The sequence below is a fragment of the Centipeda artemidis DSM 19719 genome (assembly GCF_000426665.1).
Taxonomy (GTDB): Bacteria; Bacillota; Negativicutes; order Selenomonadales; family Selenomonadaceae; genus Centipeda; species Centipeda artemidis.
On record NZ_AUFU01000013.1, the window covers coordinates 12,883 to 38,015 of the forward strand.

Consider the following 25,133-nt stretch of genomic DNA (forward strand, 5'->3'; position numbering starts at 1 on the left):
GAGGCGATCGGCAGATCGCCTCTTTCGTGTATCCGGATGAGTTAAATTATACGCGAAAATCCCGTGTCACGCCGCTCAATGATGGAACAACCTGATATGTGTCATCGCCATCGCAATCCCATATTTATCGCACGTCTCGATGACATTGTCGTCGCGGATGGAGCCGCCGCTCTGCGCGATGTAGGAGACGCCGCTGCGGTGCGCGCGCTCGATGTTGTCGCCGAAGGGGAAGAACGCGTCCGAGCCGAGGGAGACGCCGCTGATCGTCCTTAGATACGCGCGCTTTTCTTCGGCGGTAAAGGGCACGGGCTTTGCGGTAAAGAGCCGCTGCCAGTCGGCGGCGAGCTGTGTATAGTCCTCTTCATCGCCTGTGATATAGACGTCGATCGCGTTGTCGCGGTCGGGGCGGCGGACACCCTCGCGGAAGGGGAGGGAGAGTACCTGCGGGCTTTGGCGCAGATGCCAGGTGTCTGCCTTGCTCCCCGCAAGGCGCGTGCAGTGGACGCGTGACTGCTGCCCGGCGCCGACACCGATCGCCTGTCCGCCGGAGGCGTAGCAGACGGAGTTGGACTGCGTGTATTTCAGCGTGATGAGGGCAAGCAGGAGGTCGCGCCGCGCGTGCTCCGGGATGTCTTTGTTGGCGGTCGGAATGTCCGTCAGGCAGTTCTCCGTGATGCGTATGTCGTTGCGCCGCTGCTCGAACGTGACGCCGCAGACGTCCTTGTGCTCTATGGCGGTCGGCGTGTAGTCCTCATCCATTTGGAGGACGAGATAGCTGCCCTTTCGCTTGCTTTTCAAAATTTCAAGTGCACCCGCCGTGTACCCGGGCGCGATGATGCCGTCGGAGACCTCGCCGCGCAGGAACTCCGCGAGACTCTCGTCGCAGATGTCCGAGACGGCGGCAAAGTCGCCGTAGGAACTCATGCGGTCGGCGCCGCGTGCGCGCACATAGGCAGCGGCGATGGGAGAGAGGGAGAGTCCCTCCGCGTGGCAGGCGCGGGCAAGAGTCTCCGGCAGCGGTAGTCCGAGCGCCGCGCCCGCGGGGCTGACGTGCTTGAACGAGGCGGCGGCGGGCAGCCCCGACATCTCCCGCAGCTCGCGTACGAGCTGCCAGCTGTTCAGAGCATCGAGCAGGTTGATGTACCCCGGACGCCCGTTCAGCACGGTAAAGGGCAGACCGCCCTCGGCATAGACGCGCGCGGGCGTTTGGTTCGGATTGCAGCCATATTTCAGTGCGAGTTCATTCATCGTGAGTGCTCCTTTTCTTCCCCGGTAAAATACTTTCACGGCTATCATATCACAAAGACGCGGCGATGACCATCTCATGCGGTTTTTTCTTGAATACCGCCATACGATACAGTAAAATAATCATAGGTTCAACGATATAGAAAAGAGGCGAGGCCTATGCAGGACTTGCAGGAGCAGATTGACGCGCAGGTGCGGGAGATCGTGGAGAGAAAAAAGACACGCCGGACGAGCACAGGGTATCTGGAAGGAATTGAATACGGCGAGGAGAGGAAGCGCTTCCGCGTCATAACCCTACTGAACAATGTGGGATGGTCGCTCGAAAAGATCTTGGAGGTACTGGAGCTTCCTTCCTCTGACTACAATAAATACAAGTTTATGCTGCTGACCATGTAGCCGGCATGACATGAAGATGCGCAGAAAGACACGAAAAATTCTAAATACTATATTTTCCCTGCATAACGTAGTATAATAGTGTCCATAAAGCTAAAATGGGATGAGGACGGGAGGCAGGGATATGACGCCGAGACTCGGGCATATCGCGTTTTTGAATGTGCTGCCGCTAACGTATGCGCTCGCGCACGGGGCGGCGGAGGGGCTTGATATTCTGCGCGCGTCGCCCGCTCGGCTGAACGGTACGCTTGAGGAGAAGGGACTCGACATCTCGGGCATCTCTTCGATCACCTATGCGCAGCACGCAGACGAGCTTCTCATGCTGCCCGACGTGTGCATCGCGTCCGACGGCGATGTGCGCAGCGTGCTCCTCGTCTCGCGCGTCCCCGCCGAGGAGATCGGCACGCGGCGCGTTCTGCTTTCGGATAAATCCGCATCATCCCATGCGCTGCTCAAAATCATTCTGCGCCGTGCGTACCGTGCCGCGCCCGATTATGAGGTGCGCGCACTCACGCCTGCAGATCCCGTGCCGGACGGGGCGGCGGCATCCCTGTTCATCGGGGACGATGCGCTCGAGCTCTATCACCGTCCGCCTGCGGGCTGCCGTATCTATGACCTCGCGCACGAGTGGAAGCTCCTCACGGGGCACCGCATGGTGTTCGGCATCTGGGCGGCGGCGCGCACCTTTGCGGCGGTGCATCCGGCGGAGCTCCGCATGATTCATGCGCGGATCAAGGGCGCGTTCGATGGCTGGGATCGTGTGCGGGACGCTGCGATCGGCGAGGTTCTTGCGGATGGACGGCTCACGTACGCACAGCTCTCGGCATACCTCGGCAATGCCGTCGTGTGGCGGCTCGATGCGGAGACGATCGCGGGGCTGCGCCGGTTCTACGCATATGCGGCGGAGGACGGGTTGATACCCGCCGCGCCTGCGCTTGCGTTTGCTCCAGTTTGACGTGGAGCACGCTTTATAGTAAAATATAACCAAATTAAAGGAACAGAAAAGAAGGGAGCGCGATGATAGATGCAGGTGTGGAAACTGCTTTTGGTGGCAAAAGGACTCCTTTGGGGCGTACGGAAACTCCGTGAGAGAAAACATTTTCGGCGCGGGATCATCGCGGGGGCGGCGATTGCCCTCGCTGCCCCCCTCGCGATCCATGCCCCTGCGGAGGCGGCGCACATTCTCGTGAAGGAGGGGATGCGCGGCGGGGCGGTGCAGCATGTGCAGGAGCTCCTTGTGAAGGCAGGCTACCTCGAGGAGGGCGGCGCCGACGGCGTCGCGGGCGCAAAGACCCGCGCGGCGATCGAGCGATGTCAGACCGATCACATGCTCGTCGTGGACGGCATCTGCGGCGAGGCGACCTATCTCGTCCTCTCGGGCGGCGTCCCGTATGATCCCGTTGCACTCGGCATCCGGGACGAGCGCTCGGAGCAGGTGAGCCGCGGCAGCGGGCGCTCCCTCTTCGTCTCGGCGACGGCGTACAGTGCGCACGATCCCGGCAACGGCAGCCGCACGGCGACGGGGACGCCCGTACGGCACGGCGTGATCGCCGTCGACCCCGCGGTCATCCCCCTCGGCACGCGGGTCTTTATCCCCGGCTACGGCGAAGCGGTCGCGGAGGACGTCGGCGGCGCGATTCACGGCAACCGCATCGACGTTGCGTTCGACACGCACGAAGAAGCCATTTTCTTTGGATGGCAGGAACTGGAAATTTTTATCATGGAGTAGATGCAAACCGTTATGAAACTCACTGTTGAGCGGCAGAACGAACTGATCCGCTATACCGCGGCGGCGGGCGCATATTTCCTCATGCTCATCGCCGCCGACATCAATATGGGGCAGGACATGGGCGCGGAGTATTTTGTACCCGCGCTCATTCCTATTCTCGGCACGCTGGTGCTCATGCAGTACGGCACGGGCGTTTCTCTCTTCTCGCGCGGCATGTGCGCCCCGCTCGTCACGGGGGTACTCTGGAGCGTCACGTTCCCCCTGCTCTACGCGTGGACGTACGCGCAGGACTGGTACCGCTCGCTCATCTACTACGACTTCCTCATCGGCACGGGGCAGATGATGATGCTCGCGGCGCTCGGCGGCGTCCTCTTTCATCTCGGACGGAAAAAACTGACCGCCGCGCTCCTTGCGATCCTATCCTTTCTCATGGAACTCATCCCCATGACGCAGATCGCATACTACATGACCGTTTGGCACGCGCTCTCGCCCGCCTCGCTCATGGCGCTCTACCTCACGAACTGGCACGAGGCCGGGGATTACATCGAGTCCACGGTCGGCACTGTCCCCGCCGTCCTCATCACGCTCGGGCTCTTGGCGCTCGTTTATCTCTCCTATCGGAGCTTTTGCGCACTCGGGCGCAGCATTTACCCTGCGGCGGAGGGGACGCGCATGGGCGCGCTGCTTCTTGTCATGCTCATCGCTGCCGCCGTCCATATCACACTCATTCCGGAGTGCTCCATCGCCGGCGTCTACAAGGACGTCACGGACTATGTGGAGCAGACGCAGACCTACGGTCTCCACCGGGACGAGCGGTACGACTCGCTCATCATCGACAGGGAGAACACCCTCGCCGCACGCGCGCCCGGCACGGTCATATTCATCATCGGCGAGTCCGCCTCGCGCGACTACATGCATATTTACACGCCGGGCTTCCCGTACGATGATACGCCGTGGATGGAAGAGATGACGCAGAACCCCGGATTTATCCTTTATCAAAATACATATTCCTCGTGGACGCAGACCGTCCCCGTCCTCGAACGCGCGCTCACTGAGAAGAGCCAGTACAACGACAAGGAGTTCTTCGAGTCTGCATCGCTCCTTGACGTCGCAAAAAAAATCGGCTACAAGACCTACTGGTTCAGTAATCAGGGGCGCTACGGGCAGTTTGACAGCGCCATCACGATGGTCGCAAAGACGGCGGACGAGGCGGAGTGGACGGACGACTCCTATACCTTTACGTCGAAATACGACGAAGAACTCCTCCCGTATTTGACGCGCATCGACCCGCACGCGAACAATTTCATCGTCCTGCACCTCATGGGCAGTCACATCTATTACAACAACCGCTACCCGGACGCATGGGCGAAGTTCGAATCGGCGGAGGGTGACTCCACGATGACGAGCGCGCCGTCGTATGCGAACAGCGTCCTCTACACCGACCACATTCTCAAAGAGATTTTCGACTACGCGCAGAAGAACCTCAACCTGCGCGCCATGGTCTATTTCTCCGACCACGGCGAGAACCTCAAGATCTCGCACAATCCGGACGTGTTCAAGTTCGACATGGTGAAGATCCCGTTCTTCATCTACCTCTCGCCCGAGTACCGTGCCGCGTTCCCGCGCCGCAGCGAGATCCTCGCATCACGCCGTGAAGCATACTTCACGAACGATATGATGTATGACACTGTCTGCGGACTGCTTGGGGCACCGAGCAACCGCTACGACCCCCTGCAGGACTTTTCAAGCCCCTCCTACGGGTTCACGCGCGAGACGCTGACGACCATGTTCGGGATGCACCGCCTCACGGAGGACACCGAGCCGCCGATCTACGCCGTGCCGGGCGCAGTACCGCAGGAAAAATAATAGAGCGCAAAAAGAATTGCCGCAGAGATGGTATGCGTCTTTGCGGCAATTCTTTTTATTGCACGTGTCCGTATTGTTCCGAACCACCGGAACACGGTTGCGAACCACTTTTCTTTATCGTATAATCTAGGGGAATCGGAGGGAGGGATGCCCATGCTGCACGCGATCATCGACATCGGTTCGAATACCATACGCATGGCGATTTACCGCATCGAGGGAGGTTCGTTCGACCTCTTGATGAAGCGGAAATATACCGTCGGGCTTGCCGCGTATCTGGAAAAAGGGCGGCTTGTGCGTGACGGCATTGAGAAAACGGTCAGGATTCTGCGCGGATTCCGGAGCTACATCGAGACTTTTGATATCCGCAGTGTTCATGCTTTTGCGACCGCGGCACTGCGCACAGCGACGAACAGCCGCGCTGTTTGTGAGGAGCTTGCGCGCCGCACGGGCGTGCGGATCCGCATCATCTCGGGGGACGAAGAGGCGGCGTATGACTTCATCGGCGCCGTACAGAGCATCCCGTATCCGGACGGCATCATGATGGACATCGGCGGCGGCAGTACGGAGATCGTCTCCTATGCGGATGATCGCATGGGTGCGCGTTATAGCCTGCCGATCGGATCGCTTGCACTGCGCCGTGAGCATGTCAAAGACTTATTGCCGACGCCCGCGGAATGCGCCGCGATGGAGGAGGCTGTGCGCACCGTTCTTGCGGACTTCCCCGATGTATGTGCCCTGCGTGCCCCGCATATGCTGGGGTTGGGCGGCGTTCTCAGCAGCGCGAGCCGCATGTATGAACTCCTGCATACGGATGCCGTACCGCGCGTGCTGCGCGTGGATGCGCTCCCGCAGCTTATTGAGATGTTCAGCGCGGCGACACCTCTTGACGAGGAGCGGGCCGTACTCCTCCTGCGCGCCGCGCCCGACCGTCTGCATAACATCGTTCCCGGCATGATCATCGCCCGGGTGCTTGCCGAAACCTTCGCCGCCGAGGATATTTTCTACAGCGACTCAGGCGTCCGTGAGGGCTATATCCGCAAAGAGATCATTGGGATTGTGTAAACTTGACGATATGAGCGGAACATGGTACAATGAAGGCGTAAAAAAGGGACACTGCCGATAAGCGGCTGCCCCCAAACAGAAAAGCGAGATACCCCGCCCGTTTGCTGGAAACATTTAGGCGGGGCTTTCTCAATCTAGGACTTAATCGCGATAATCAGCGCAAGCAACAGAACAAGTGTCGTAAGAAACTCATATGTACCCATGCCGATCACCTCCCCCCCGTTGTATATATCTCGGGGGCAAGATCGGAAATCGACCGCCTACCGTAGTTAGCAGTGCCTTATATACAGTATAACATAGCGAAACATATGTTGCAATATTATCCTGCCGACCATATAAAAAGCCCGCTGCGGATGCATCCGCAGCGGGCTTTTATCATTACGTTTTAGTCGTCGCTTTCGCCCAGCCACTCCTCGGAGGAGATGGGGCTGTCCTTGACGAGTGCAACGATCTCTTGATGTGACTGCTCAATTTCTTCGGGAGAGAGGATCTGTGTCAGCGGCTTTGCAAGGAGCAGACCGATGTACGCCATATCCTCTTCCTTGAGCGAGCGCGTTGTCGGATTGGACGTCGAGAGACGCAGCGCATGGAGGAACAGTCCGGGGTTCATCGTGGGGATGTCTTCCACACGGACGCGGATACCCATGCGATTGATCACGCTCGACGCTTCGTCCATATTCACACTGCCCGTCGCGGAGGCGAGCACGAGATGCGTATCCGTACCGCCGCAGAGCACCGAGGCTCCATGGTCGGCAAGGGCGCGCGCGAGGACTTCGGCGTTTTTGAGCACCTGTTCCCCGTAGCGGCGGAACTTTTCGCTCGCCGCTTCGCGCAGCACGACGCCGAGCGCCGCGAGGTGGTTCATATGGAGGGCGACATGTCCCGTATTGACAATGGCGGCGTCCATGCAGGCGGCGATGTCGCGCTTGCAGAGGATAACCGCGCCGTCGGGACCGCGCAGAGATTCGGATGTCGAGAAGGTCACAACATCAGCGAGCGCCACGGGCGAGGGCAGAAGCCCCGCCGCAACGAGTCCGACGCACTGGCTGATATCCACCCAGAGATAGGCGTCCACGGACTGCGCGATCTCATAGAGAATGCGGTAGTCTACCGTGCGCGGATAACTCACCGGCGAGAAGATGATGAGACGCGGACGCACACGCTCTGCGTGCGCACGCACCTCGCCCCAGTCGATCTGCTGCGTCGAAGGATCGATGCCGTAATTCTCGAACACGTACGAGAGCCCCGTGCTGTGATCTTTCTTGCGCAGGTTAAAAGAGAGAACGCAGTCGCCCGGCTGGAGCAAGCCCTGGAAGACGACCCGCGAGGCGGAGGCGATACTGCCAAGCCGCACAATCGCATGGTCGCTGCCGAACAGCGTCCGGGCGCGTGTCTGTACAATCGATTCGAGGTGAATGCCCCCGCTTGTTGTCTCGTCGTGGTGGTCAAAGATGCTATTCGTGAGGATGCTCCCCTCGAGATACGCCGCGAACGGTGACATAGCGTTGGTATTCGGCAGGAAGGAGAGGGTGTAGCGCTGGCGCTGTTCCTCATCTTCGAGCAGTGTAAAGATCTCCTCGTCGAACGATTTCAGATGGTTGAGCAACTCTTTCTTTTTCATTGCAGATCTCCTCACATATACAGTCGCGTCAAACGCCCCGCAGGGAGGCTGCTTGCCATACGGTGTACCCCACGCCCTCAAATCGGCTCAGTGTACCCTTAGTATAGCACAATGAAAAGGATTGGTCACTCATATCTTACCGATTTTTATTTCGCGATCGGCCATACCAGCGGAATGACGACAAGGCAGACGATGAGCGAGACCACGACGAGCGGCACGCCGACCTTGACGTAGTCCATGAAACGGAACTGGCCGGGACCAAGCACGAGCGTGTTCGGCGGGGTCGCAACCGGCGTCGTAAACGCGCAGGATGCAGCGATACCGATCGCCATGACCACGGGGTACGGCGAGACGCCGACGGTCTCCGCGATCGAGATTGCGATCGGCGCGAGCAGAGCCGCCGCCGCCGTGTTCGACATGAACTGCGTCAGACCGCAGGAAAGTACGAACATCGCAAAGATGATGACGTACGGCGAGGGGGCGTCGCCCATGAGGCTGACGACGAAGTTCGCGATGAGCGCGCCTGCGCCCGTCTTGTCCATCGCGCTCGCAAGGGGAAGCATACCGGCAAAGAGGAAGATCGTCGTCCAGTCGATGCCCTGATACGCCTGTTTCTCGTTGAGGCAGCCCGTCAATACGCAGATGAGCGCACCGATGATGGCGGACATATGCATCGGAACGTTGAGTTCTTTCTCAAAGACCATCGCGGCGATAACAGCGATAAGGATGGCGGCGCAGACATACATCTTGCTCGCGTTCGTCTTCTCCTCTTTTTCGATCGCTGCGTCGGCGTCATCTGTGCTGAGACCCTGTACCATGTGCTGCGGGCAGAGCTTACGGCCGATCGTGAGCATGTACGCCATACCCGCGATGGAGAGCGGAATGCCGATCCATGCGAATTCGAAGAAGCCGAACGGCTGGAGCCCGCTGGACTGAAGCGTTGCGCTCATGAGGATGTTCGGCGGCGTGCCGACCATCGTGATCGTACCGCCGACGTTCGCCGCGACGGCGAGCGCCATGAGCTGCGGAGAGACAGGCACCTTTGCCGCCGCGCAGATCTGGATCACGACCGGCATGAGGCAGGCGACCGTTGCCGTGTTCGAGGAGACCGACGAGAGGACAATCGTGATGAACATGATTGCCGCCATCAGAGGCGCCTCGCTGCTGCCGGACTTCTTCACGACAGCGATACCGATTTTCTGTGCGAGTCCCGTCTGGAACATCGCGGCGCCGATGACGAACATACCGGCGAACAGAACGACGGTGGAATTAGATAAACCGGAAAATACCTGTGCGGGTGTTAGCACGCCTAACAGTCCCAGCGAGATCGCCGCGCCCATCGCGGTAACGGCGAGCGGGATAATCTCAGTAGCGAAGAGAATCGCCGCCACCGCGAGAACCCCTAATGTCAGCATTGCTGCATCCATTGATTCATCTCCATTCATCAGTTCATAACTTTAGTTTCTGAAATATATTACAGAAACTTTCTTTGACGAAATTCTTAATTCTCTATCTCTTTTTCAAATCCTTCTTATTTTCCTTTGCAGCCGACATAATATTTTAGTATAAAAAACATAGTCTAAAACTATAATAAGAAAAAATTATTTATGGAACTTCAGGACGTGATATGGAAAAATCCCGGAAGCCCGAGCAACATTGAACTCCCTGCTAATGCGTGATAAAAATCATTTATCTACTATAATATAATATATGTAATGAAAACTTTCGAAATGAAGCGAAAAAATTTTTATATGGTGTGAGATCCTATTGTTAAAAAAGGACGCCCGCGGAAGGAAAGACTGCGCGTGCAGAAGAATATATACAAGAGGAGGTGCAAGATGAGGATCGAGAAGCTGTGGAAAAATCTGTGCCAAACCGTGCGTACGGGCGCGCGGCGGTTCCGCACCGCGGTGGCGGCGGATGTCGTGCTGCTCCTCTGTCTTGGAGCATTTACCTATCGCGAAATATACGAGGCGGAGGCTTGGTATTTGGAAGAGGCCGGCTGCGCGGCGGCGGCCGCTGCAGTCGGCTGTATTTTTGCCGTCTCGCTGCACCTCTTTTTTGAGAGACGCGGCAAGGAACACCGACGTGTGGAGGCGATCCTTACAGCCGCCGTATGTGCCGCAGTCTTCATTCTTGTGCGGGGGCACAGCTGGACGGTGCCGTACATCCTGCTCCAAACCCTCGGCGCTGCGCTCTCCTTTGCGGCTTTTGGACTTTATTGTCTGGAGGGCGAAGAGGAGGGGCGCTCCGCTCCGCTTGTCATATTTTCTCTGTGCAAGGCTGCCGTTGTCGGCACACTCTTGACCGCATCGCTGAATATCTGCCTCATGGCATTTGATTCGCTGATCGTTTCAGTGCCGCCGAACTTGCTGACGCTGTTGTATTTCTTGATTGCGGAGGTCTCTTATATTTTTGCAGGGGGACAGGTCGCCCTTGCAGGTCTGCCCGTGTACGGGCAAAGAGCGGAGATGCCCGCACTTTTCCGCGTGCTGCTCGCGCGCATCCTTTGGCCTGCCTGTCTCATCCTGCTCGTTATTCTCTATCTCTACGTGGCGAAGATCATCTTCCTGTGGGAGATTCCCGTCGGCATGATGAATTGGTTTGTCTCACTGGCGCTCCTTGCCTTTGCCGTGTTTTTTGTCTGTTTTGCGGGGGATGAATGGCACCCCTTTTTGAAGTCCTTTCTGCACCGCGGGCTGCCGGTCTTTCTGCCGATTCTTGCAGTGCAGGCTGCGGCCGTGTGGCAGCGGATCGCGCCGTATGGGCTTACCGCACCGCGGTACGCATCCATCCTCTGCACGGCGTTCGGTATTTTCCTGCTCATATGTGCGTTCCGGCGCAGTTCTCCGCGCCCGGCGTTTCTTGTCCTGACGGTCATGATCGCCGTGTCCGCGCTGACGCCGCTGAGCATCCTCGACGTCCCGCTGCGTACGCAGGAGGCACGCCTTTGGAGCGTTCTTGAGGAAAACGATATGATAAGGGACGGCACTGTTGTGGGGAACCCTGCTCTTTCGCCGGAGGCGCAGGAAAAATTGCTGAGCGCCTCGGAGTACCTGACGGAGCGCGGTCAGACGGCGTTCCTCGAGACGCCGGGCATGAACGATACGCTCGCGGAATTGCGCCGCAGCTATGAGGGAGAAGACACTGCCGATTGGTTCCTTTTCACCCCGCCCGATCCTGCCTTCGTTCCGGTGGCCGGATGGCAGGAAGCCTATGTGTTTTCGGATACGCCTGTCAGGGACGGCGTGCTCGTTGTGGAAAAGGGAGCGGGCGCAGAGGAATACTGCGATGTTTCGGCGTACGTCGCGGAGGCGTTGGCGTATGCGCGCGAACATCGTGCGGGAAACGGTGTAAACAGATTCACACGTGAGATGCAGATCGATTTGGATGACCGGAGCCGCCTTTGCCTGAGCGAACTGCGGATCATGGCGCGCGGCGCAGGAGAAGAGGGGACGGCGGTGAATATGCAGGGCGTGCTTCTAAAGAGGTAGAACGTCTTCCGGAATGCCTGTGCTTCTGTGTGATGCAGATGCGGTCATTCCCGATCAGCAGGGAGGATGCCCCGGTCGTTGTGGAGTCCGCGGTTTTCGTGGTTGACAATAGGATTAGTATTCGTTATACTTCAATAAGTATTTATTCATTTTTAACTTCATAAGCAGATTCGGTGCTCCTTGTAAAAAGGAGGTAACAGGGAAATCGGTGTGAAACCGATGCGGTCCCGCCGCCGTAATGCCGAGGATGCCCCACCATGTCACTGCGCGAGCGGGAAGACGGGGCGGACGATGACGCAGAGCCGGAAGACCTACCGAATCTCGTACGCCGGGAGCGGTGCCCTTTGTGTGCGGATGCACGACAGGGCGGCGCTGCCACTGCATTCTGCGATGGACAGAACGGCAGTGTTTTTTAGTGCGTACGATGGAGGAAAGCAATGCATAGGGAAGAGGGCGCGGGGGGCGCTCAGGGGAACTTTGGAGGAGGAAAATATCATCATGACGAAACGACAGCTGGCACTTGCCGTCGCCATCGCGGCGATCGGTACGAATGCGGTGTGGATGAACGGTGTATCTGCTGCAGAGAAGCAGGATGTCCACGGGGGGGGAACGGATGCCGTCGATACCTATGAACTCGATCCTGTCGATGTCGAAGGGGAGCGGAGCGAGGAGGTCAACAGTCTCACGAGCAGTACGGGCGGCACAGGCTTCCTCGGAACGAAGGACGTGATGGAGGTTCCCTTCACGCAGACGAACATTACGAACAAGGCGATCACGCGCTACGGGGATGCGAGCGGCCCTTTGACGAGCGCGCTCCTGATGTCGCCGTCCGTCCGCACGAGCAACAGCACGATGTATAACGACTACTCGATCCGCGGCTTCCAGATGAACGCCTATCAGTTTAAGGTCAACGGCGTGCCGGGGCTTTTCTCGCAGACGAATATGCCGTCGAACTTTGTCGAGCGCATAGAGGTCATTTCGGGACCCGCCATCGGCATTCACGGCTCGACGAATTCGGAGTCCGCGGGCGGCTCGGTCAACCTCGTGACGAAGAAGGCGAAGTACGGCAAGGAGCGCGTCACCTATACACAGTCGGTGAGCTCGGGCGGCGCACTCGGCGAGATCGTCGACATCGGCAAGCGCTTTGGCAAGAACGAGGCGTGGGGACTGCGCATCAATGCGGAAAATATTCAGGGAAAGACAGCGATTGAGCGTGAGAAGCTGACGACGCGGGACTTCTACATCAACCTTGACCATAGGGACGCGCGCAGCACGACGAATCTCTTTATGGGCTATCGCTATACGAAGAACGAAGGCGGGCAGCGCTATTTCGCTTTCGACGGCTCCGGTGCAAACGCGTATACGGGGACGAGTCTCCCCACTGCGCCGAGCGGCAAGCGCAACTACAGCTTCCCGGGGCAAAAGATCACGGTTGCCACATGGTCGGCAGTGCTCAACCACGAGCAGAAACTCAGCGATACGTGGAAGGCGTTCCTCAATGCGGGATACAGCTACAACCGCGGGCGCGACTATATGCAGACCTCGGCAAGCAGACTTTATATGCTGAATGAGGCGGGAGCTTTCGGCAATACGCTCAGTTTTGAGAAGTATGCGCTGCGCAACGGCTATGTGCAGCTCGGCGTGCGCGGCACGTTCCAAATCGGCGACGTGAAGAACGATGTCGTGCTTGCACTCGACCGCGACTGGTACCATGCGTATTGGGGATTTTACAAACCCGCGGGAAATGCCGGCTCAATTTCCGGTAATTTAACCGACGGCGTGACAAGCATGCTGCTGAACTACCCGAACTCCGCCGTGTCGGGGCCGAAGAAAAGCGGTCTCACGACGTATTCGGGCATTTCTCTGACTGATACAATCGAATATGGGAAGGCGACTGCGCTAATTGGTATCCATCACCATAGTGTCGCGGCTACGTCCTATGGCGGGGCACGTGTGGACAGCAGTGCGAATTCGCCCACGTTCGGTGTCGTCTACCGGCCGACGGACGACTTCAGTGTCTACGCGAGCCATTCGCAGAGTTTTGATAAGGGGACCGCAGTCGGCAGCGGTTTTATGAATACGGGTGCGGTTCTTACCCCTGCAAAGACGAAGCAGAACGAGATCGGCGTTAAGTATCGGAAGCACGGCGTCCTTGCGGGGCTGAGCGTCTTCCAAATCGAGCAGGATCGGACGATCGACGTGCGCTATACGGGCGACCCGAATCCTACGCGCGTCATGGAGGGCAAGAATAAGTTCAAGGGCGTCGAGCTGAGCGTGAGCGGTCAAATCGCGCCGAAATGGACGCTGACGGGCGGTCTGATGCATCTATCGACCGAGCAGCAGACGAATACGGTGTATAACGGCAAGGATGTGGCGGGCGTCGCGGACTGGAGCGGCATCCTCGCCCTCGAGTACGCACCGGATACGCAGTTTACGGCATTTGCGCGTGCAGTCTACTCCGGCTCCGCACCGATCTATAAAAACAACGCGGAAAAGCTCACCGTGCCCTCGTACATGACCTACGATCTTGGGGTGACGTATCAAACGAAGCTCGGCACCGTCCCGACGACGCTGAGTCTCACTGCGTTCAACCTGTTCAACAAACGTTATTGGATGTCGCGCCCGACCTATAACTATGGAATTCAGGGCAATCCGCGCAGCCTCGTTTTGTCGATGACGATGGATATCTAATTAAACAACGGGGGATTCGCCGCATCTGCGGCGGGTTCCCTTATTTTTGTGAGGGGATTATGAAAAAATACAGCATCATCACTGCGCTTGCCGCAATGGCTATTCTCATCATGGCGGTTGGCTGCGGCAAGGACGCGGCACAGTACAGTGCGGCGGCACCCGCCGATACGATCACCGTGACGGACAGCATCGGGCGCAGCGTGACCGTGCCGCATCCGCTGACGCGCGTCGTTGTCTCTAACGCCTACAATGCCGAGCTCATCAACGCCGTCGGATCACTCGATACCGTCGTCGGCGTCGACAACTACATCTTTAACGACGAGGCAGGTTTCAAGGGGAAGTTCAAGCAGGAGCAGGTCATCGGGGCGAACCAGGGCAATCTGAACTACGAGAAGATCGTCGAGCTCGCGCCGCAGGCGCTCATCCTGACGGGCAACGGCGGCTGGGAGGACGCGCAGGAAAAACTCGCGTCTTTTGGCATCGCGGTCATCGTCGTGGACGCCTACTATACGCGCGAGTTCCGGGACAACTGTGCGCTGATTGGGCAGCTCTTCGGCAAGGAAGCCGAAGCGCAGGAACTCTCGGATTTCTTTATGGAGAAACTAGACTACATCGAACGGCAGACCAAGGATGTGCCGAAGAAATCTCTTTATTTTGAGTACCGTACCGAGGGCAATACGACCGTGCCGGGGAACTATTTCTACGACATGGTAGAGTATTCGGGTGCACACAACATCTTCGGCGACGCGGCGAACCCGCAGGTGAACCCCGAGGCGGTCATCGAGCGCAATCCCGCCTACATCGTCAAGGTCTCCGAGCCGAAGGTGAACTCTTCGTACATCCCGCCGACACAGGAGGATCACGCGCGCATCCTGCACGAACTGGAGTCGCGCAAGGGCTGGGATACCATCGACGCGGTGAAGAACCGGCGCATCCTGCTGCTCTCGCATTATGTGCACGGCGGCGCGTCCAAGCTCGTGGGGACGATGTATATCGCGAAGTTCCTCTACCCGGAAGAGCTGCCGGATTTGCACCCGGAAGACGTGTTCAAGGTGTGGCTTGAGAAATATCAGCACCTGCCGTACGTCAGCGGGCATACCTATCCTGCCTTTCCCCTGAGTGAGTGAGTGCATCATGCTGGAACAAGCATATCATGAAAATGCCCGCCGCAAGGGCTTGATGATCGCGGCAGGCATCGTCCTCACACTCCTTGCCGCCTATGCATTCACGACCATCGGGATGCGGGAGATTCCGATGTCGCAAACGGTGTCCGCAATCGAGCAGTGGGCAGGCGGCACGGCGGGGAGCGGTGCGGATGCGGCGACGAATAAGATTATTCTGTTGCTGCGCCTGCCGCGCATCCTGCTCGCGATCGTCGCGGGGGCGGGGCTTGCACTTGCGGGTGCGCTTATGCAGTCAATCACGCGCAATTACCTCGTCAGTCCCTTTACGCTCGGCATCTCTTCGGCGGCGGCGCTCGGCGCCTCTATCTGCATCGTATTTGCCGCAGGAACGGCGATGGACACGGATCTCGGCATCATCCTCTCCGCGTTCACGCTTTCCTGTGTGTGCGGCGTGCTTGTCTACGGCATTGCGCAGCGTGCAGGGCTCACACCGACGACGCTCGTACTCGTCGGCATCGCACTGAACTATTTCTTCAGCGCGCTCACGGCGACGCTCGAGTTCTTTGCACAGGAGCATAAGCTCGCGGCGGTCATTCAGTGGACGTTTGGGTCGCTTCACCGCGCCTCGTGGGACTATGTTGTCATCGGCGCGCTGATTGTCGCTTTTGGCTTTGCCGTCGCGATGTTCTATTGCCTGCAGCTGAACGTCATGGCGACAAGTGACGACGAGACCGCCGTCAGCCTCGGCGTGAATCCCGCACGTCTGCGGACGATCGTGGGGCTCGCGGCAGTCCTTATGACGGCGGCGATCATCAGCTTTACGGGGGTCATCGGATTCGTTGGGCTCATCGCACCGCATATGGCGCGGTTCCTCATCGGGACGGATCACCGCTTCTATCTGCCTTTTACCTGCGTGCTCGGCGCGGCGCTCCTCCTCGTCTCGGACACGGTCGGGAAACTCATTCTCTACCCTGTGACCGTGCCCGTCGGCATCGTGATTTCCTTCTTCGGCGTGCCGCTCTTCATCCATCTCATCCTGCGCAGGGGAAAGGAGTTCGAATGAGTACGAAGGTGATCCTTGCGGCGGAGCATCTGACCTTTGGCTACAAGGCGGAAAAGAAAATCCTTGACGATGTGTCGCTTGAGCTCCGGGCGGGCGAGGTGCTCGGGCTCCTCGGCCCCAACGGCACGGGCAAGACGACGCTCCTGCGGTGCGTCGCGCGCCTCCTGCGGCCGCAGAGTGGGACAGTGCACATCTCAGGCGAAGATCTGTCGCCGCTCGGCGCGGGGGAGATCGCGAAGCTCATCGCGTACGTGCCGCAGTACAACACGGCGTCCTTCGGCATGACGGCACTGCAGGCCGTGCTCATGGGGCGGCTGCCCTACGCGGGACATAGGTACTCCGCGCGGGACGAGGAGATCGCTTTTAACGTTATCCGCCGCATGGAGCTGGAGCCGTTTGCCCTGCGCAACATCAAGGAGATGAGCGGCGGCGAACGGCAGCGCGTCTTTATCGCGCGGGCGCTGGCGCAGCAGACGCGCATCGTCATCCTCGACGAACCGACCGCAAGCCTCGACTTGCATAACCAGCTCTTCATCCTGCAAATCGTTACGGAGATTGCAAAGCGGGACGGCCTCGCCATCCTCCTCACTATCCATGACCTCAACCTCGCCTCGCTCTTCTGCGACCGCCTGCTCATGCTGAAGAACGCGCACGTATTCGCATGCGGCGCGGCGCAGGATGTGCTGACCGAGGAGAACATCGCCGCGATGTACGCCGTTGAGACGCGCGTCAGCGTCGAGGACGGGTATAAACATGTGCGGCTCTTAAAGCCGTGAGCGTATGGAAAAGGAGAAGATGATGGAGAGACTGTTCCGCAGATACGTTCTCCTGCTCAGCGTGCTCCTCCTCGTACTCGCCGCCGGCTGTGGGAAGTCCGCGCCCGGGCAGGCGGCGGGCTATACGGTGACGGATGCGCAGGGGCGCGCGGTTGCGTTTGAAAAAAAGCCCGTGCGGATTTTGAACTACGGGCTGTGGCTGGACAACATTGTGCTCGGGATGCTCCCGCCGGAGCGCCTCGTCGGCATCGACCACATGGCGGACGACCCTAACAGCTCCAACATCGTCGATATCGCCGAGGGTATCGCGGAGAAAATCAATCACCCGTCGGCGGAGCGTGTGCTCGCCCTGCATCCCGACGTGGTATTCCTCGATGCCGACATCGACGCGGGACCCGCGCAGACACTGCCGGAACTCGGCATCCGCGTCGTCGCCTGCAAAAAGCCGCATAATGCCGAGGAGCTGCGCGCGGCCGTCCGCATGGTCGCCGCCGCGCTCGGCGAGGAGGAAAAGGGCGAGGCGCTCGTCGCCCTCTTCGATGCGGAGCGGGAGGCGCTCGCAGGGCGGCTCAAAGAGGTGCCGCCGGACGCGCGCAAGACCGTCGTCGTCATCTCCATGTCGCCGACCTACGGCAGCCGCGGCGGCCTCTTTGACGGGCTGTGCGGCATGGCGGGCGTCACGAACGGCGCGGCGGAAATCGGCCTCACGGCGGGGCAGTCGCTGACGAAGGAGCATATCGTCGCGGTGAATCCGGACTTCCTCATCGTACCCGTCTGGAACGACCACGGCAGCTACGATATCGAGAAGTTCAACCGCGAATACCTGGATGATCCCGCACTGCAAACCGTGCGGGCGATCCGCGAGAGGCGGATCTATCGCCCGCACGAGGGATATATCTACAACGCGTCGCAGGATATGATTTTCGGCGCGCAGGACATCGCGCACGCGGCGTACGGCGACATCGTCCCGCTGCCCGTGCACCGCCATCTCTCCGTGGTCGAGGGGCTCTCGCGCTGAATATATGTATGAGAAGGGGAAGAATCAGGATGAAAACAAAGAACCGGATGTTCAGCATCTGTGCACTCGCGTGTATGCTGCCCGTAACGGTACAGGCGGCAGAAACGGCGCCCGCCGTCGACGAGACTTCGAATATGGTACAGACCGCAGATGTCAACGTCACGGCACAGGGGTATGAAAAGCCAACGCTTGACACGCCCGTGGACGCGACCGTCTACACGGCGGACGAGCTGAAGAAGACGGGCGCGCACGACGTGATCTCTGCACTGAAATACAAGAACGGCGTCCACTTTACGCAGATGGGACCCGACAATCAGAGCTGGATCACGGGGAATGCGGGCGTCAACCTGCGCGGCATCGAGAACGGGACGCTCGTGCTCATCGACGGGATTCCCGCGTCTTTTAACAACGTCAGCCATCTCGACATGCTGACGCTCGATACGGTCGACCGCGTCGAGGTCGTGAAGGGCGGCGGCTCCGTGCTCTACGGCTCCGAGGCATTCGGCGGCGTCGTCAACGTCATCACGAAGAGTTCGTACAAGAATACGGCGCGGATTGCCGCGGGCGACCGCGGGCAGCGCGTCTATGCCGCGACGTTTGACCTCGGCTCCGTCGGGCTCGCCCTCAGTCAAACGCGGTACGGCGCAACGGGCAACATGACGGGGCGGATGGGCAGCCTCACCATCAGCGGCGTGCCGACCCCCTACATGGTCGGGTTCGGAGACAGCCGCAAGGACCATGTGCGGCTGACCTACCGCATCAACGACCGAATGCGCCTTTCCTACATGTATAACGGCAAGAACCATTCGATTCACTACAACGACGCGGCAAAGCGCCCCCTCAAGTATTTCAAGTACGATGACGACGAACATTTCACGAGTTTTAACTACCGGGATAAAAAGGGCTGGACGGCGGACGCGTTCTACAATTACCGCTCGATTTCCAACCCCGATTATTTCGTTGTCAACCCCTCCGTTGTGGAGTGGGAAAAGAGCCGGCACCGGCATTTCGGCACGGACATCAAGAAGGTCTGGAAGGACGATGTGAGTACGACGCTCGTCGGGCTCTCGGTCAAGCGGCAGACCTATGTCAACGAGAATCAAAAATATGTGAGCTCTTCGAGTAGTTCAAGCGCGCTCAGACCGTACGCGAAGTTCGGCCCCTACGCGATGAACGAGTACTCGCTGCTCGCGTCCTACGACCGCGACCTCAGCCCCGTCACGGCGGCGATTCTCAGTATGCGGCAGGACTGGGTGAAGTCGACGGCGGGGGACTACCGTGCATTCCTGCCGCAGGTGCAGGTGACGACACGGCTCGGGAAGGACAGCGCCGCATATGCGAGCGTCGGCAAGTTCTTCCGTATGCCGAACTTCCGCAACCTCTACTATGCGAGCGCGGTGATGCGGCCGAACCCGAACCTCAAGCCGGAATCCGGCTGGAACTATGAGGCGGGGTATAAGTACGATGCGGGCAAACGGCGCTTTACGGCAGCGATCTTCCACATCAATGTCAGCGATCAGATCGTCGGGGTCAAGGACGGTGCAGTCACGTATCAGACAAATGCCGCGTCGTATCGCAATACGGGCGTCGAACTCTCGTATGCCGAGGAAAGGGACGCGCACTTCGGCTGGAACGTAGGCGTTACGGTCGGCAATCCCGAGCGCAAGTACAAGGAGGGGCAGCCGTGGCAGCGTGCGCTCGGCCGCTATCAGATGACGGCAGGGCTGAACTACGAGAACCGCGCCCTCACGGCGGCGCTGAACCTCAGCTATTGGGGCGACCGCGGCTATAACGGCACGCGGAACGAACAGGTGACCTTCACACACATCCCGGGCAATCTCCTTGCCTCCAACCTCCATGTCGCCTATCGGTTCACGCCGAACGTGACGGGGACATTCGACGTGGATAATCTCTTCAACCGCCGCGACTTTACGAACAGCGGCGTCTACTACACGACGGGGCGTAGCTTCCTCGTCGGCGTGAACTGCGCGTTCTGAGTCCTTTATACGCATACGAAAACCGCCCTGACGGTATGTCCGTCGGGGCGGTTGGATGTATATTTTGATTTACGATTCGATCAGTGTGAGCATTTCGCGCGGTGTAACGATATATGGCAGTGTGGGGAAATGCTTCATATTGCCTGTGATGAGATAGGTGTCGCGACTCTTTCGTGCTTCGGTGAGGACTTCATAAAAAACGCGATCTTTTGGATCGGGAAGGATGATATCGATTGCGGGGGCGTCTATCCACAGCGCGCGGTCGCATATCGCATTCAGGATGTCGTTGATGATGGCGTCGGTTAGGCGGAATTTTGGACGGCGCAGAACATCGTGATATTCTTGTAAGATGCAGTCGTTCAGTACCGGCGTTATCGTTCCGCAGAAGGTGTGCTCGATGATAAGTCCGGGGACGGAATCCCCTTTGAGAACGGCGGAGACAAGGATGTTGGTGTCGATGACAGCGTGGTATTGCATGAAAATATCACATTCTAGCTGCCGAGATTTCCGCATTGATCTCATCAAGCGACATGTCGGCGGTACCATGCTGTGCGGCGATGCGATTTGCTGCGTGAAGTGCGCGAAGCCCCTTTCCTGTGGGCGAATCGTCTAAATGCATACGAAACGGGATGCCGCGCTCGCTTACGAGACGCGACATGCACATGCGCAGGTAGGAGGGCAGATCCATTCCGAGGCGGGCACATATGTCGATAGCCTGCATTTTTTCGTGTTCATCGGCGCGAAATTGTACGAGTGCGTTTGCCATGCTGCAGTCCTCCTTTGATGCCATTATATCATCGAATGAAAACAACTGCAAACGATTTAATATAATGTGGACGACAAAAAAGGAGAACCCGCGCGGGTTCTCCTTTTTACTTCCCTTCCAATACCGCCGCTTATTTCCAGCGGAACAGTTTCTTGATGGTATTCATGCGGGCGCGTGCAACGTGCTCGTGGACGGCGCCGGCGCTGGATTCGTCGTAGAAGGCACTCTCGTCGGCGTTTGCGTCGACATACCACTCGTTTGAGAAGATGGGCTTGCTGATGATGAGCGCGGCGACCTCTCCGCGCATCTCCTCAAGAGCGTCGTCCGAGGGGGCGGCGGCGAGTATGCGTGCGAGGATCTTGCCGACGGCAGTCATGTCCTCTTCCTTGAAGGCGCGCGTCGTCGGATTGAGACTCGAAAGGCGGAGCGCGTCGAGCGTCCTGTTCTCCTCCATGGTCGGCACAACGTCGGTTTTGACGCGGATGCCGATGCGCGAGAGCCGGTGCGCGGTGTCAACGAGCTTTACGCCTGCGGCGGGAGCGGCGAGGACGAGATGGGTCTCCGTGCCGCCGCAGAGGAGTTTTGCGCCGTTTTGTGTGAGTGACGCGGCGAGCGCTTTGGCGTTCGCAATGACCTGACGTCCGTATGCCTTGAATGTCTCGCTCGCCGCTTCGTGGAGAGCGATGCCGAGCGCGGCAAGGTGATTCATATGGAGGGCGACATGCCCCGTATTCTCAACGGCGGCGTCCAGCTTCCCTGCGAGTTTTTCCTTGCAGAGGACGACCGCGCCGTCGGGACCGTGCAGGGAGTCGTTCGTGGGGAAGGTCATAACGTCGGCGTGCGCGACGGGGGACGGCAGCAGTCCCGCCGCGATCAGACCGACGCTCTGCCCGATGTCAACCCAGAGATAGGCGCCCACGGCGTGCGCGATCTCGGCGAGTTTCGCATAGTTCGGGATGCGCGGATAGCTGACGGGAGAGAATACGATGAGCCGCGGTTTCACACGCTGCGCGAGCGCCGACACTGCGTCCCAGTCCACCTTTTCCGCGGCGGGATCGATACCGAAATTTTCGAAGGCGTAGTCCAGCCCCGCGCAGTGCTCCTCCTTGCGCCGGTTGAACGAGAGGACGCAGTCGCCTTGTTGCAAAAGACCTAGAAAGACGACGCGCGAAGCGGCGGCAATGCTGCCAAAGCGCACGATGGCGTGTTCGCTGCCGAACAAATTGCGTACGCGCGCGCGTACGAGTTCCTCGATGGCGCTCACGCGGCCGCCGCAGCGTTCGATCGTCGTGTTCGTGAGGAGGCTCCCCTCGAGGTATGCCGCCAGCGGCGACATCGCGTTGACCGTGGGGACGAGGGAGAGTGTGTAGCGCTGCTGCTTGATCTCCTCCTGCAAAAGTTCAAAGATCTCGGTGTCGAATCCCTTCAGGTGGTTGAGCAGATTTTCTGTTTCCATCGCAGATTCTCCTTTCGGACGCCGGTGCTCGGCACCGGGGCATGATGACGCCTATGGATGTAGGCGGTTCGGCAGCATTGCCGCATCTCGTTCTCATCATACGAATCTGTCGGCGTATTCGGAGTTTTCTCCGCCCGCCGTTTTATCTATTCTATTCTGCATTTGTCGCGCTTTTCCTACTAAGATTCTGACAAAATACATGAAAGTTTTGCATGAAAAAAATAAACGGAAATAATATATGAAGTGAGATTCAGGAGATTTCTTTAAGGAAAAAATACAACAGTCCTATAAAAACGGTTGACAGCAGCATAAACCTTAGCTATACTCAATGCGAATTTATTTTGATTTAACTTCATAAGCAGATTCGGTGCTCCTGATACAAAAGGAGGTAACAGGGAAATCGGTGCGATGCCGATGCGGTCCCGCCGCCGTAATGCCGAGGAAGCCCCATCATGTCACTGCGCGAGCGGGAAGGCGGGGCGGACGATGACGCAGAGCCGGAAGACCTACCGAATCTCGTACGCAGATGCATCCTGCGATGGACAGGACGGCAGTATTTTTTATTGCGTACAATGAGGTGTAATGTGTAGAGGCGGCGCGGGGGCGCCCGGGGATTTTGGGGAGGAGATTTATCATGACGAAGCGAAAATTAGCGCTCGCCGTTGCTATCGCGGCACTTGGGACGAGTACAGTATGGATGAGCAATGTGTCTGCCGCAGAGAAAGAGACTGTCCGCGGGGGGGGGACAGATGCCGTCGATACATATGAGCTTGATCCCGTCGATGTCGAGGGGGAGCGCGACGAGAAGAGCGCTGAGAACTTTACGGCCACCGAGGGAACAGTCGGCTTTCTCGGGGAAAAGTCCGCGATGGAGACGCCGTTCACGACGACGAATATCACGAAGGAAACGATTCAGTCGTTCGGCGATCCCTCGCAGCCGCTCGACAGCGTGCTCTCGATCTCGCCGTCGATCCGCCCGACGGGCAGCATCCTGCACAACGACTTCCAGCACCGCGGGTTCCGCGCGAACGGGACGAGTACCTACGTCAACAATGTGCCGGGGATGTTCACGCAGTTCAACGCGCCGATGTTTGTTGTGGAGAAGGCGGACGTCATCTCGGGACCGAACAGCGGCCTTGCGGGGACGGGCACGCAGTACGAGTCGACCGCGGCGGGCGGCATTGTGAACTTCACGACGAAACGCGCGGGCGCGGAGGATCTGCGGCGGCTCACACTCACCCACTCCGGGCAGAGCATGAACGGCGCGTATTTCGACCTCGGGCATCGCTTCGGCAAAAATAAGGAGTGGGGCGTCCGCCTCAACGCGGAGAAGGTGCACGGCGAGACCGCCGTGGACGGGCAAAAGGTCAAGTCTGCGGGCATCTTTGTCAACATCGACCATGAGGACGCGAAGAGCAAGACGAACTTCTTTACGGGCTATCGGCAGAACCAGATCGTCGGCGGTCAGCGCTGGTTCAAAATTGGCGCGGGCGTGACGAAGCTCCCCGCCGTACCGAAAGCATCGCGGAACTATTCGTTCGACGGCATGGACAAGGAGTCCTACGGCTGGATGATGATCCTCAATCACGAGCAGAAACTCTCCGACGCCTGGAAATGGTTCGTGAATGCGGGCATGCTCAAGAACAAACTGAACCGGAACGTGATGTATCAGTACAGTGCGCTCACGATCTTGGACGACGACGGAAATTTTCATCTGAACTATCAGCGGACGACGACGCCGCAGCGCGCAAACTACATCCAGACGGGCTTTACCGGGAAATTCGAAACGGGGAGCGCCGGTCACGAGCTGACCGTTGCCGTCGATCGTGCATGGCGTGCGCGGGAAGCCGCGACCGCTAGCCCGACGCTAAATATTGGAACCGGCAATATCTACACAGGCGTGTTTAATCAAACGAGCGACCCTAGGACAGATTACAGCATCGGCATGAACAACAAGACGAGCATCAAGGGCATCTCGCTTGTTGATTCGATTACCCTCAATAAGTGGAACATGATCCTCGGCGTCCATCATCACTCTGCGAATGTGAAGTCCTACAATCTCACGACGGGGCGCGTATCGTCGAGCGCGGATTCGAGCGCGACGACGCCGACCTACGCGCTCTCCTACCGTCCGACGGAGGACATTACCGTCTATGCGAGCCACGCGGAGTATTTTGACGTGGGGACGGTGGTCAGCACTTCCTATCAGAATGCAGGAACGATTCTCCCGCCGTTCAAGACCAAGCAGAACGAGCTTGGCGTCAAGTACGCGAACAAGGACATACTTTACTCCCTTGCGTTCTTTGATATTAAGCAGGCAAGCAACATCGCCGTCAATCGCGGCGCGGCGAAGGATTATTTGGAGCAGGACGGCGAGGAGCGTCACCGCGGCATTGAGCTCGGCATCGGCGGCAGGCTTGCGCCGAAGTGGTCGGTTGCGGCGGGACTTGCCTATATGCAGGCGACCTATGAGCGTACTGCAAAGGGCGCAAAGGACGGGCGCACGCCCGACGGACAGCCGCGCTGGAACGGGACGCTCATGGCGCGCTATGCGGCGGACGACAAATTCAGCGCCTTTGCCCGCATGACCTATGCCGGGGCTGCATGGACGTACAACCAGAAATTCAAAGTGCCCTCGAATGCCGTCTTTGACGTTGGCATGAACTACAGGACGAATCTCGGCTCCGTGCCGACGACGTTCGGGCTCACCGTCTACAACGTGCTCAACAAAGAGTACTGGATGGCGTCGCGTTCCGATCAGAGTCTCTACCTCTCCACGCCGCGCACGTTCGCGCTGACGATGGCGATGGACATCTAAGGAAGGGAACAGGG

Annotated in this window: 19 protein-coding genes and 2 riboswitches; of the genes, 13 read left to right on the plus strand and 6 right to left on the minus strand. The window is 58.6% G+C overall.

Annotation, left to right across the window (positions count from 1 at the left end; genetic code table 11):
• Positions 1-75: 75 nt before the first annotated feature.
• Positions 76-1,248: a phosphoribosylaminoimidazolecarboxamide formyltransferase gene (locus K341_RS0108115; RefSeq protein ID WP_026762462.1), complete on the minus strand. Its 1,173-nt coding sequence runs from the start codon at positions 1,246-1,248 to the stop codon at positions 76-78.
• A gap of 156 nt (positions 1,249-1,404) precedes the next feature.
• Between K341_RS0108115 and K341_RS11715 the strand changes: the two genes are divergently transcribed.
• From K341_RS11715 to K341_RS0108140, 5 genes are all read left to right on the plus strand, one after another.
• Positions 1,405-1,641 (plus strand): hypothetical protein, encoded by a 237-nt coding sequence (locus K341_RS11715; RefSeq protein ID WP_037349528.1) that lies wholly within the window; start codon positions 1,405-1,407, stop codon positions 1,639-1,641.
• 121 nt (positions 1,642-1,762) lie between these two features.
• Positions 1,763-2,593 (plus strand): menaquinone biosynthesis protein, encoded by an 831-nt coding sequence (locus K341_RS0108125; RefSeq protein WP_026762463.1) that lies wholly within the window; start codon positions 1,763-1,765, stop codon positions 2,591-2,593.
• A 69-nt stretch (positions 2,594-2,662) separates the two neighbouring features.
• Complete coding sequence (locus K341_RS0108130) at positions 2,663-3,367, plus strand: 3D domain-containing protein (RefSeq protein WP_026762464.1); 705 nt, start codon at positions 2,663-2,665, stop codon at positions 3,365-3,367.
• Positions 3,368-3,379: 12 nt separating this feature from the next.
• The gene (locus tag K341_RS0108135; protein ID WP_026762465.1) at positions 3,380-5,233 is read left to right on the plus strand and encodes a phosphoethanolamine transferase; all 1,854 of its coding nucleotides are present in this window, start codon (positions 3,380-3,382) and stop codon (positions 5,231-5,233) included.
• A gap of 153 nt (positions 5,234-5,386) precedes the next feature.
• Entirely contained in the window at positions 5,387-6,295 is a 909-nt protein-coding gene (locus tag K341_RS0108140) for a Ppx/GppA phosphatase family protein (protein ID WP_026762466.1), read from the plus strand.
• 385 nt (positions 6,296-6,680) lie between these two features.
• Here K341_RS0108140 and K341_RS0108145 read toward each other — a convergent pair whose 3' ends face one another.
• On the minus strand, positions 6,681-7,916 hold the full coding sequence (locus tag K341_RS0108145; RefSeq protein WP_026762467.1) for a PLP-dependent aminotransferase family protein: 1,236 nt from the start codon (positions 7,914-7,916) through the stop codon (positions 6,681-6,683).
• A 146-nt stretch (positions 7,917-8,062) separates the two neighbouring features.
• Positions 8,063-9,343 (minus strand): SLC13 family permease, encoded by a 1,281-nt coding sequence (locus K341_RS0108150; RefSeq protein ID WP_009439306.1) that lies wholly within the window; start codon positions 9,341-9,343, stop codon positions 8,063-8,065.
• Between the two features lie 411 nt (positions 9,344-9,754).
• On the opposite strand from K341_RS0108150, the gene K341_RS0108155 reads away from it, so the two are divergent.
• The 7 genes from K341_RS0108155 to K341_RS0108185 all read left to right on the plus strand — a co-directional run bounded on the left by K341_RS0108155 (position 9,755) and on the right by K341_RS0108185 (position 20,079).
• Complete coding sequence (locus K341_RS0108155; RefSeq protein ID WP_026762468.1) at positions 9,755-11,410, plus strand: DUF4153 domain-containing protein; 1,656 nt, start codon at positions 9,755-9,757, stop codon at positions 11,408-11,410.
• Between the two features lie 154 nt (positions 11,411-11,564).
• Positions 11,565-11,743: riboswitch (cobalamin riboswitch) on the plus strand.
• Positions 11,744-11,908: 165 nt separating this feature from the next.
• On the plus strand, positions 11,909-14,101 hold the full coding sequence (locus K341_RS0108160; RefSeq protein WP_026762469.1) for a TonB-dependent receptor: 2,193 nt from the start codon (positions 11,909-11,911) through the stop codon (positions 14,099-14,101).
• Between the two features lie 59 nt (positions 14,102-14,160).
• The gene (locus K341_RS0108165) at positions 14,161-15,228 is read left to right on the plus strand and encodes an ABC transporter substrate-binding protein (protein WP_026762470.1); all 1,068 of its coding nucleotides are present in this window, start codon (positions 14,161-14,163) and stop codon (positions 15,226-15,228) included.
• A 7-nt stretch (positions 15,229-15,235) separates the two neighbouring features.
• On the plus strand, positions 15,236-16,288 hold the full coding sequence (locus tag K341_RS0108170) for a FecCD family ABC transporter permease (RefSeq protein ID WP_026762471.1): 1,053 nt from the start codon (positions 15,236-15,238) through the stop codon (positions 16,286-16,288).
• Positions 16,285-17,064, plus strand: a complete 780-nt coding sequence (locus K341_RS0108175) for an ABC transporter ATP-binding protein (protein WP_026762472.1) — start codon at positions 16,285-16,287, stop codon at positions 17,062-17,064. Before K341_RS0108170 ends, K341_RS0108175 begins: the two co-directional genes overlap by 4 nt.
• 22 nt (positions 17,065-17,086) lie before the next feature.
• Positions 17,087-18,082 carry an ABC transporter substrate-binding protein gene (locus K341_RS0108180; RefSeq protein ID WP_037349529.1) on the plus strand — a complete coding sequence of 332 codons (996 nt, stop codon included), beginning with the start codon at positions 17,087-17,089 and terminating at the stop codon, positions 18,080-18,082.
• 29 nt (positions 18,083-18,111) lie between these two features.
• Positions 18,112-20,079, plus strand: a complete 1,968-nt coding sequence (locus tag K341_RS0108185; RefSeq protein ID WP_026762474.1) for a TonB-dependent receptor plug domain-containing protein — start codon at positions 18,112-18,114, stop codon at positions 20,077-20,079.
• A gap of 69 nt (positions 20,080-20,148) precedes the next feature.
• Here K341_RS0108185 and K341_RS0108190 read toward each other — a convergent pair whose 3' ends face one another.
• From K341_RS0108190 to K341_RS0108200, 3 genes are all read right to left on the minus strand, one after another.
• On the minus strand, positions 20,149-20,556 hold the full coding sequence (locus K341_RS0108190) for a putative toxin-antitoxin system toxin component, PIN family (RefSeq protein ID WP_009349358.1): 408 nt from the start codon (positions 20,554-20,556) through the stop codon (positions 20,149-20,151).
• Between the two features lie 7 nt (positions 20,557-20,563).
• A complete protein-coding gene (locus K341_RS0108195) occupies positions 20,564-20,845 on the minus strand; it encodes a type II toxin-antitoxin system RelB/DinJ family antitoxin (RefSeq protein WP_009658904.1) in 282 nt (93 codons plus the stop codon).
• 130 nt (positions 20,846-20,975) lie between these two features.
• A complete protein-coding gene (locus K341_RS0108200; protein WP_026762475.1) occupies positions 20,976-22,301 on the minus strand; it encodes a PLP-dependent aminotransferase family protein in 1,326 nt (441 codons plus the stop codon).
• A gap of 348 nt (positions 22,302-22,649) precedes the next feature.
• Positions 22,650-22,829: riboswitch (cobalamin riboswitch) on the plus strand.
• Positions 22,830-22,935: 106 nt separating this feature from the next.
• Between K341_RS0108200 and K341_RS0108205 the strand changes: the two genes are divergently transcribed.
• On the plus strand, positions 22,936-25,119 hold the full coding sequence (locus K341_RS0108205) for a TonB-dependent receptor (protein ID WP_026762476.1): 2,184 nt from the start codon (positions 22,936-22,938) through the stop codon (positions 25,117-25,119).
• Positions 25,120-25,133 lie beyond the last annotated feature (14 nt).

Bases quoted from the DNA above. Each gene is read 5' to 3' on its own strand.
- K341_RS0108115 (WP_026762462.1), bottom strand. From the start codon at position 1,248: ATGAATGAACTCGCACTGAAATATGGCTGCAATCCGAACCAAACGCCC.
- K341_RS11715 (WP_037349528.1), top strand. From the start codon at position 1,405: ATGCAGGACTTGCAGGAGCAGATTGACGCGCAGGTGCGGGAGATCGTG.
- K341_RS0108125 (WP_026762463.1), top strand. From the start codon at position 1,763: ATGACGCCGAGACTCGGGCATATCGCGTTTTTGAATGTGCTGCCGCTA.
- K341_RS0108130 (WP_026762464.1), top strand. From the start codon at position 2,663: ATGCAGGTGTGGAAACTGCTTTTGGTGGCAAAAGGACTCCTTTGGGGC.
- K341_RS0108135 (WP_026762465.1), top strand. From the start codon at position 3,380: ATGAAACTCACTGTTGAGCGGCAGAACGAACTGATCCGCTATACCGCG.
- K341_RS0108140 (WP_026762466.1), top strand. From the start codon at position 5,387: ATGCTGCACGCGATCATCGACATCGGTTCGAATACCATACGCATGGCG.
- K341_RS0108145 (WP_026762467.1), bottom strand. From the start codon at position 7,916: ATGAAAAAGAAAGAGTTGCTCAACCATCTGAAATCGTTCGACGAGGAG.
- K341_RS0108150 (WP_009439306.1), bottom strand. From the start codon at position 9,343: ATGGATGCAGCAATGCTGACATTAGGGGTTCTCGCGGTGGCGGCGATT.
- K341_RS0108155 (WP_026762468.1), top strand. From the start codon at position 9,755: ATGAGGATCGAGAAGCTGTGGAAAAATCTGTGCCAAACCGTGCGTACG.
- K341_RS0108160 (WP_026762469.1), top strand. From the start codon at position 11,909: ATGACGAAACGACAGCTGGCACTTGCCGTCGCCATCGCGGCGATCGGT.
- K341_RS0108165 (WP_026762470.1), top strand. From the start codon at position 14,161: ATGAAAAAATACAGCATCATCACTGCGCTTGCCGCAATGGCTATTCTC.
- K341_RS0108170 (WP_026762471.1), top strand. From the start codon at position 15,236: ATGCTGGAACAAGCATATCATGAAAATGCCCGCCGCAAGGGCTTGATG.
- K341_RS0108175 (WP_026762472.1), top strand. From the start codon at position 16,285: ATGAGTACGAAGGTGATCCTTGCGGCGGAGCATCTGACCTTTGGCTAC.
- K341_RS0108180 (WP_037349529.1), top strand. From the start codon at position 17,087: ATGGAGAGACTGTTCCGCAGATACGTTCTCCTGCTCAGCGTGCTCCTC.
- K341_RS0108185 (WP_026762474.1), top strand. From the start codon at position 18,112: ATGAAAACAAAGAACCGGATGTTCAGCATCTGTGCACTCGCGTGTATG.
- K341_RS0108190 (WP_009349358.1), bottom strand. From the start codon at position 20,556: ATGCAATACCACGCTGTCATCGACACCAACATCCTTGTCTCCGCCGTT.
- K341_RS0108195 (WP_009658904.1), bottom strand. From the start codon at position 20,845: ATGGCAAACGCACTCGTACAATTTCGCGCCGATGAACACGAAAAAATG.
- K341_RS0108200 (WP_026762475.1), bottom strand. From the start codon at position 22,301: ATGGAAACAGAAAATCTGCTCAACCACCTGAAGGGATTCGACACCGAG.
- K341_RS0108205 (WP_026762476.1), top strand. From the start codon at position 22,936: ATGACGAAGCGAAAATTAGCGCTCGCCGTTGCTATCGCGGCACTTGGG.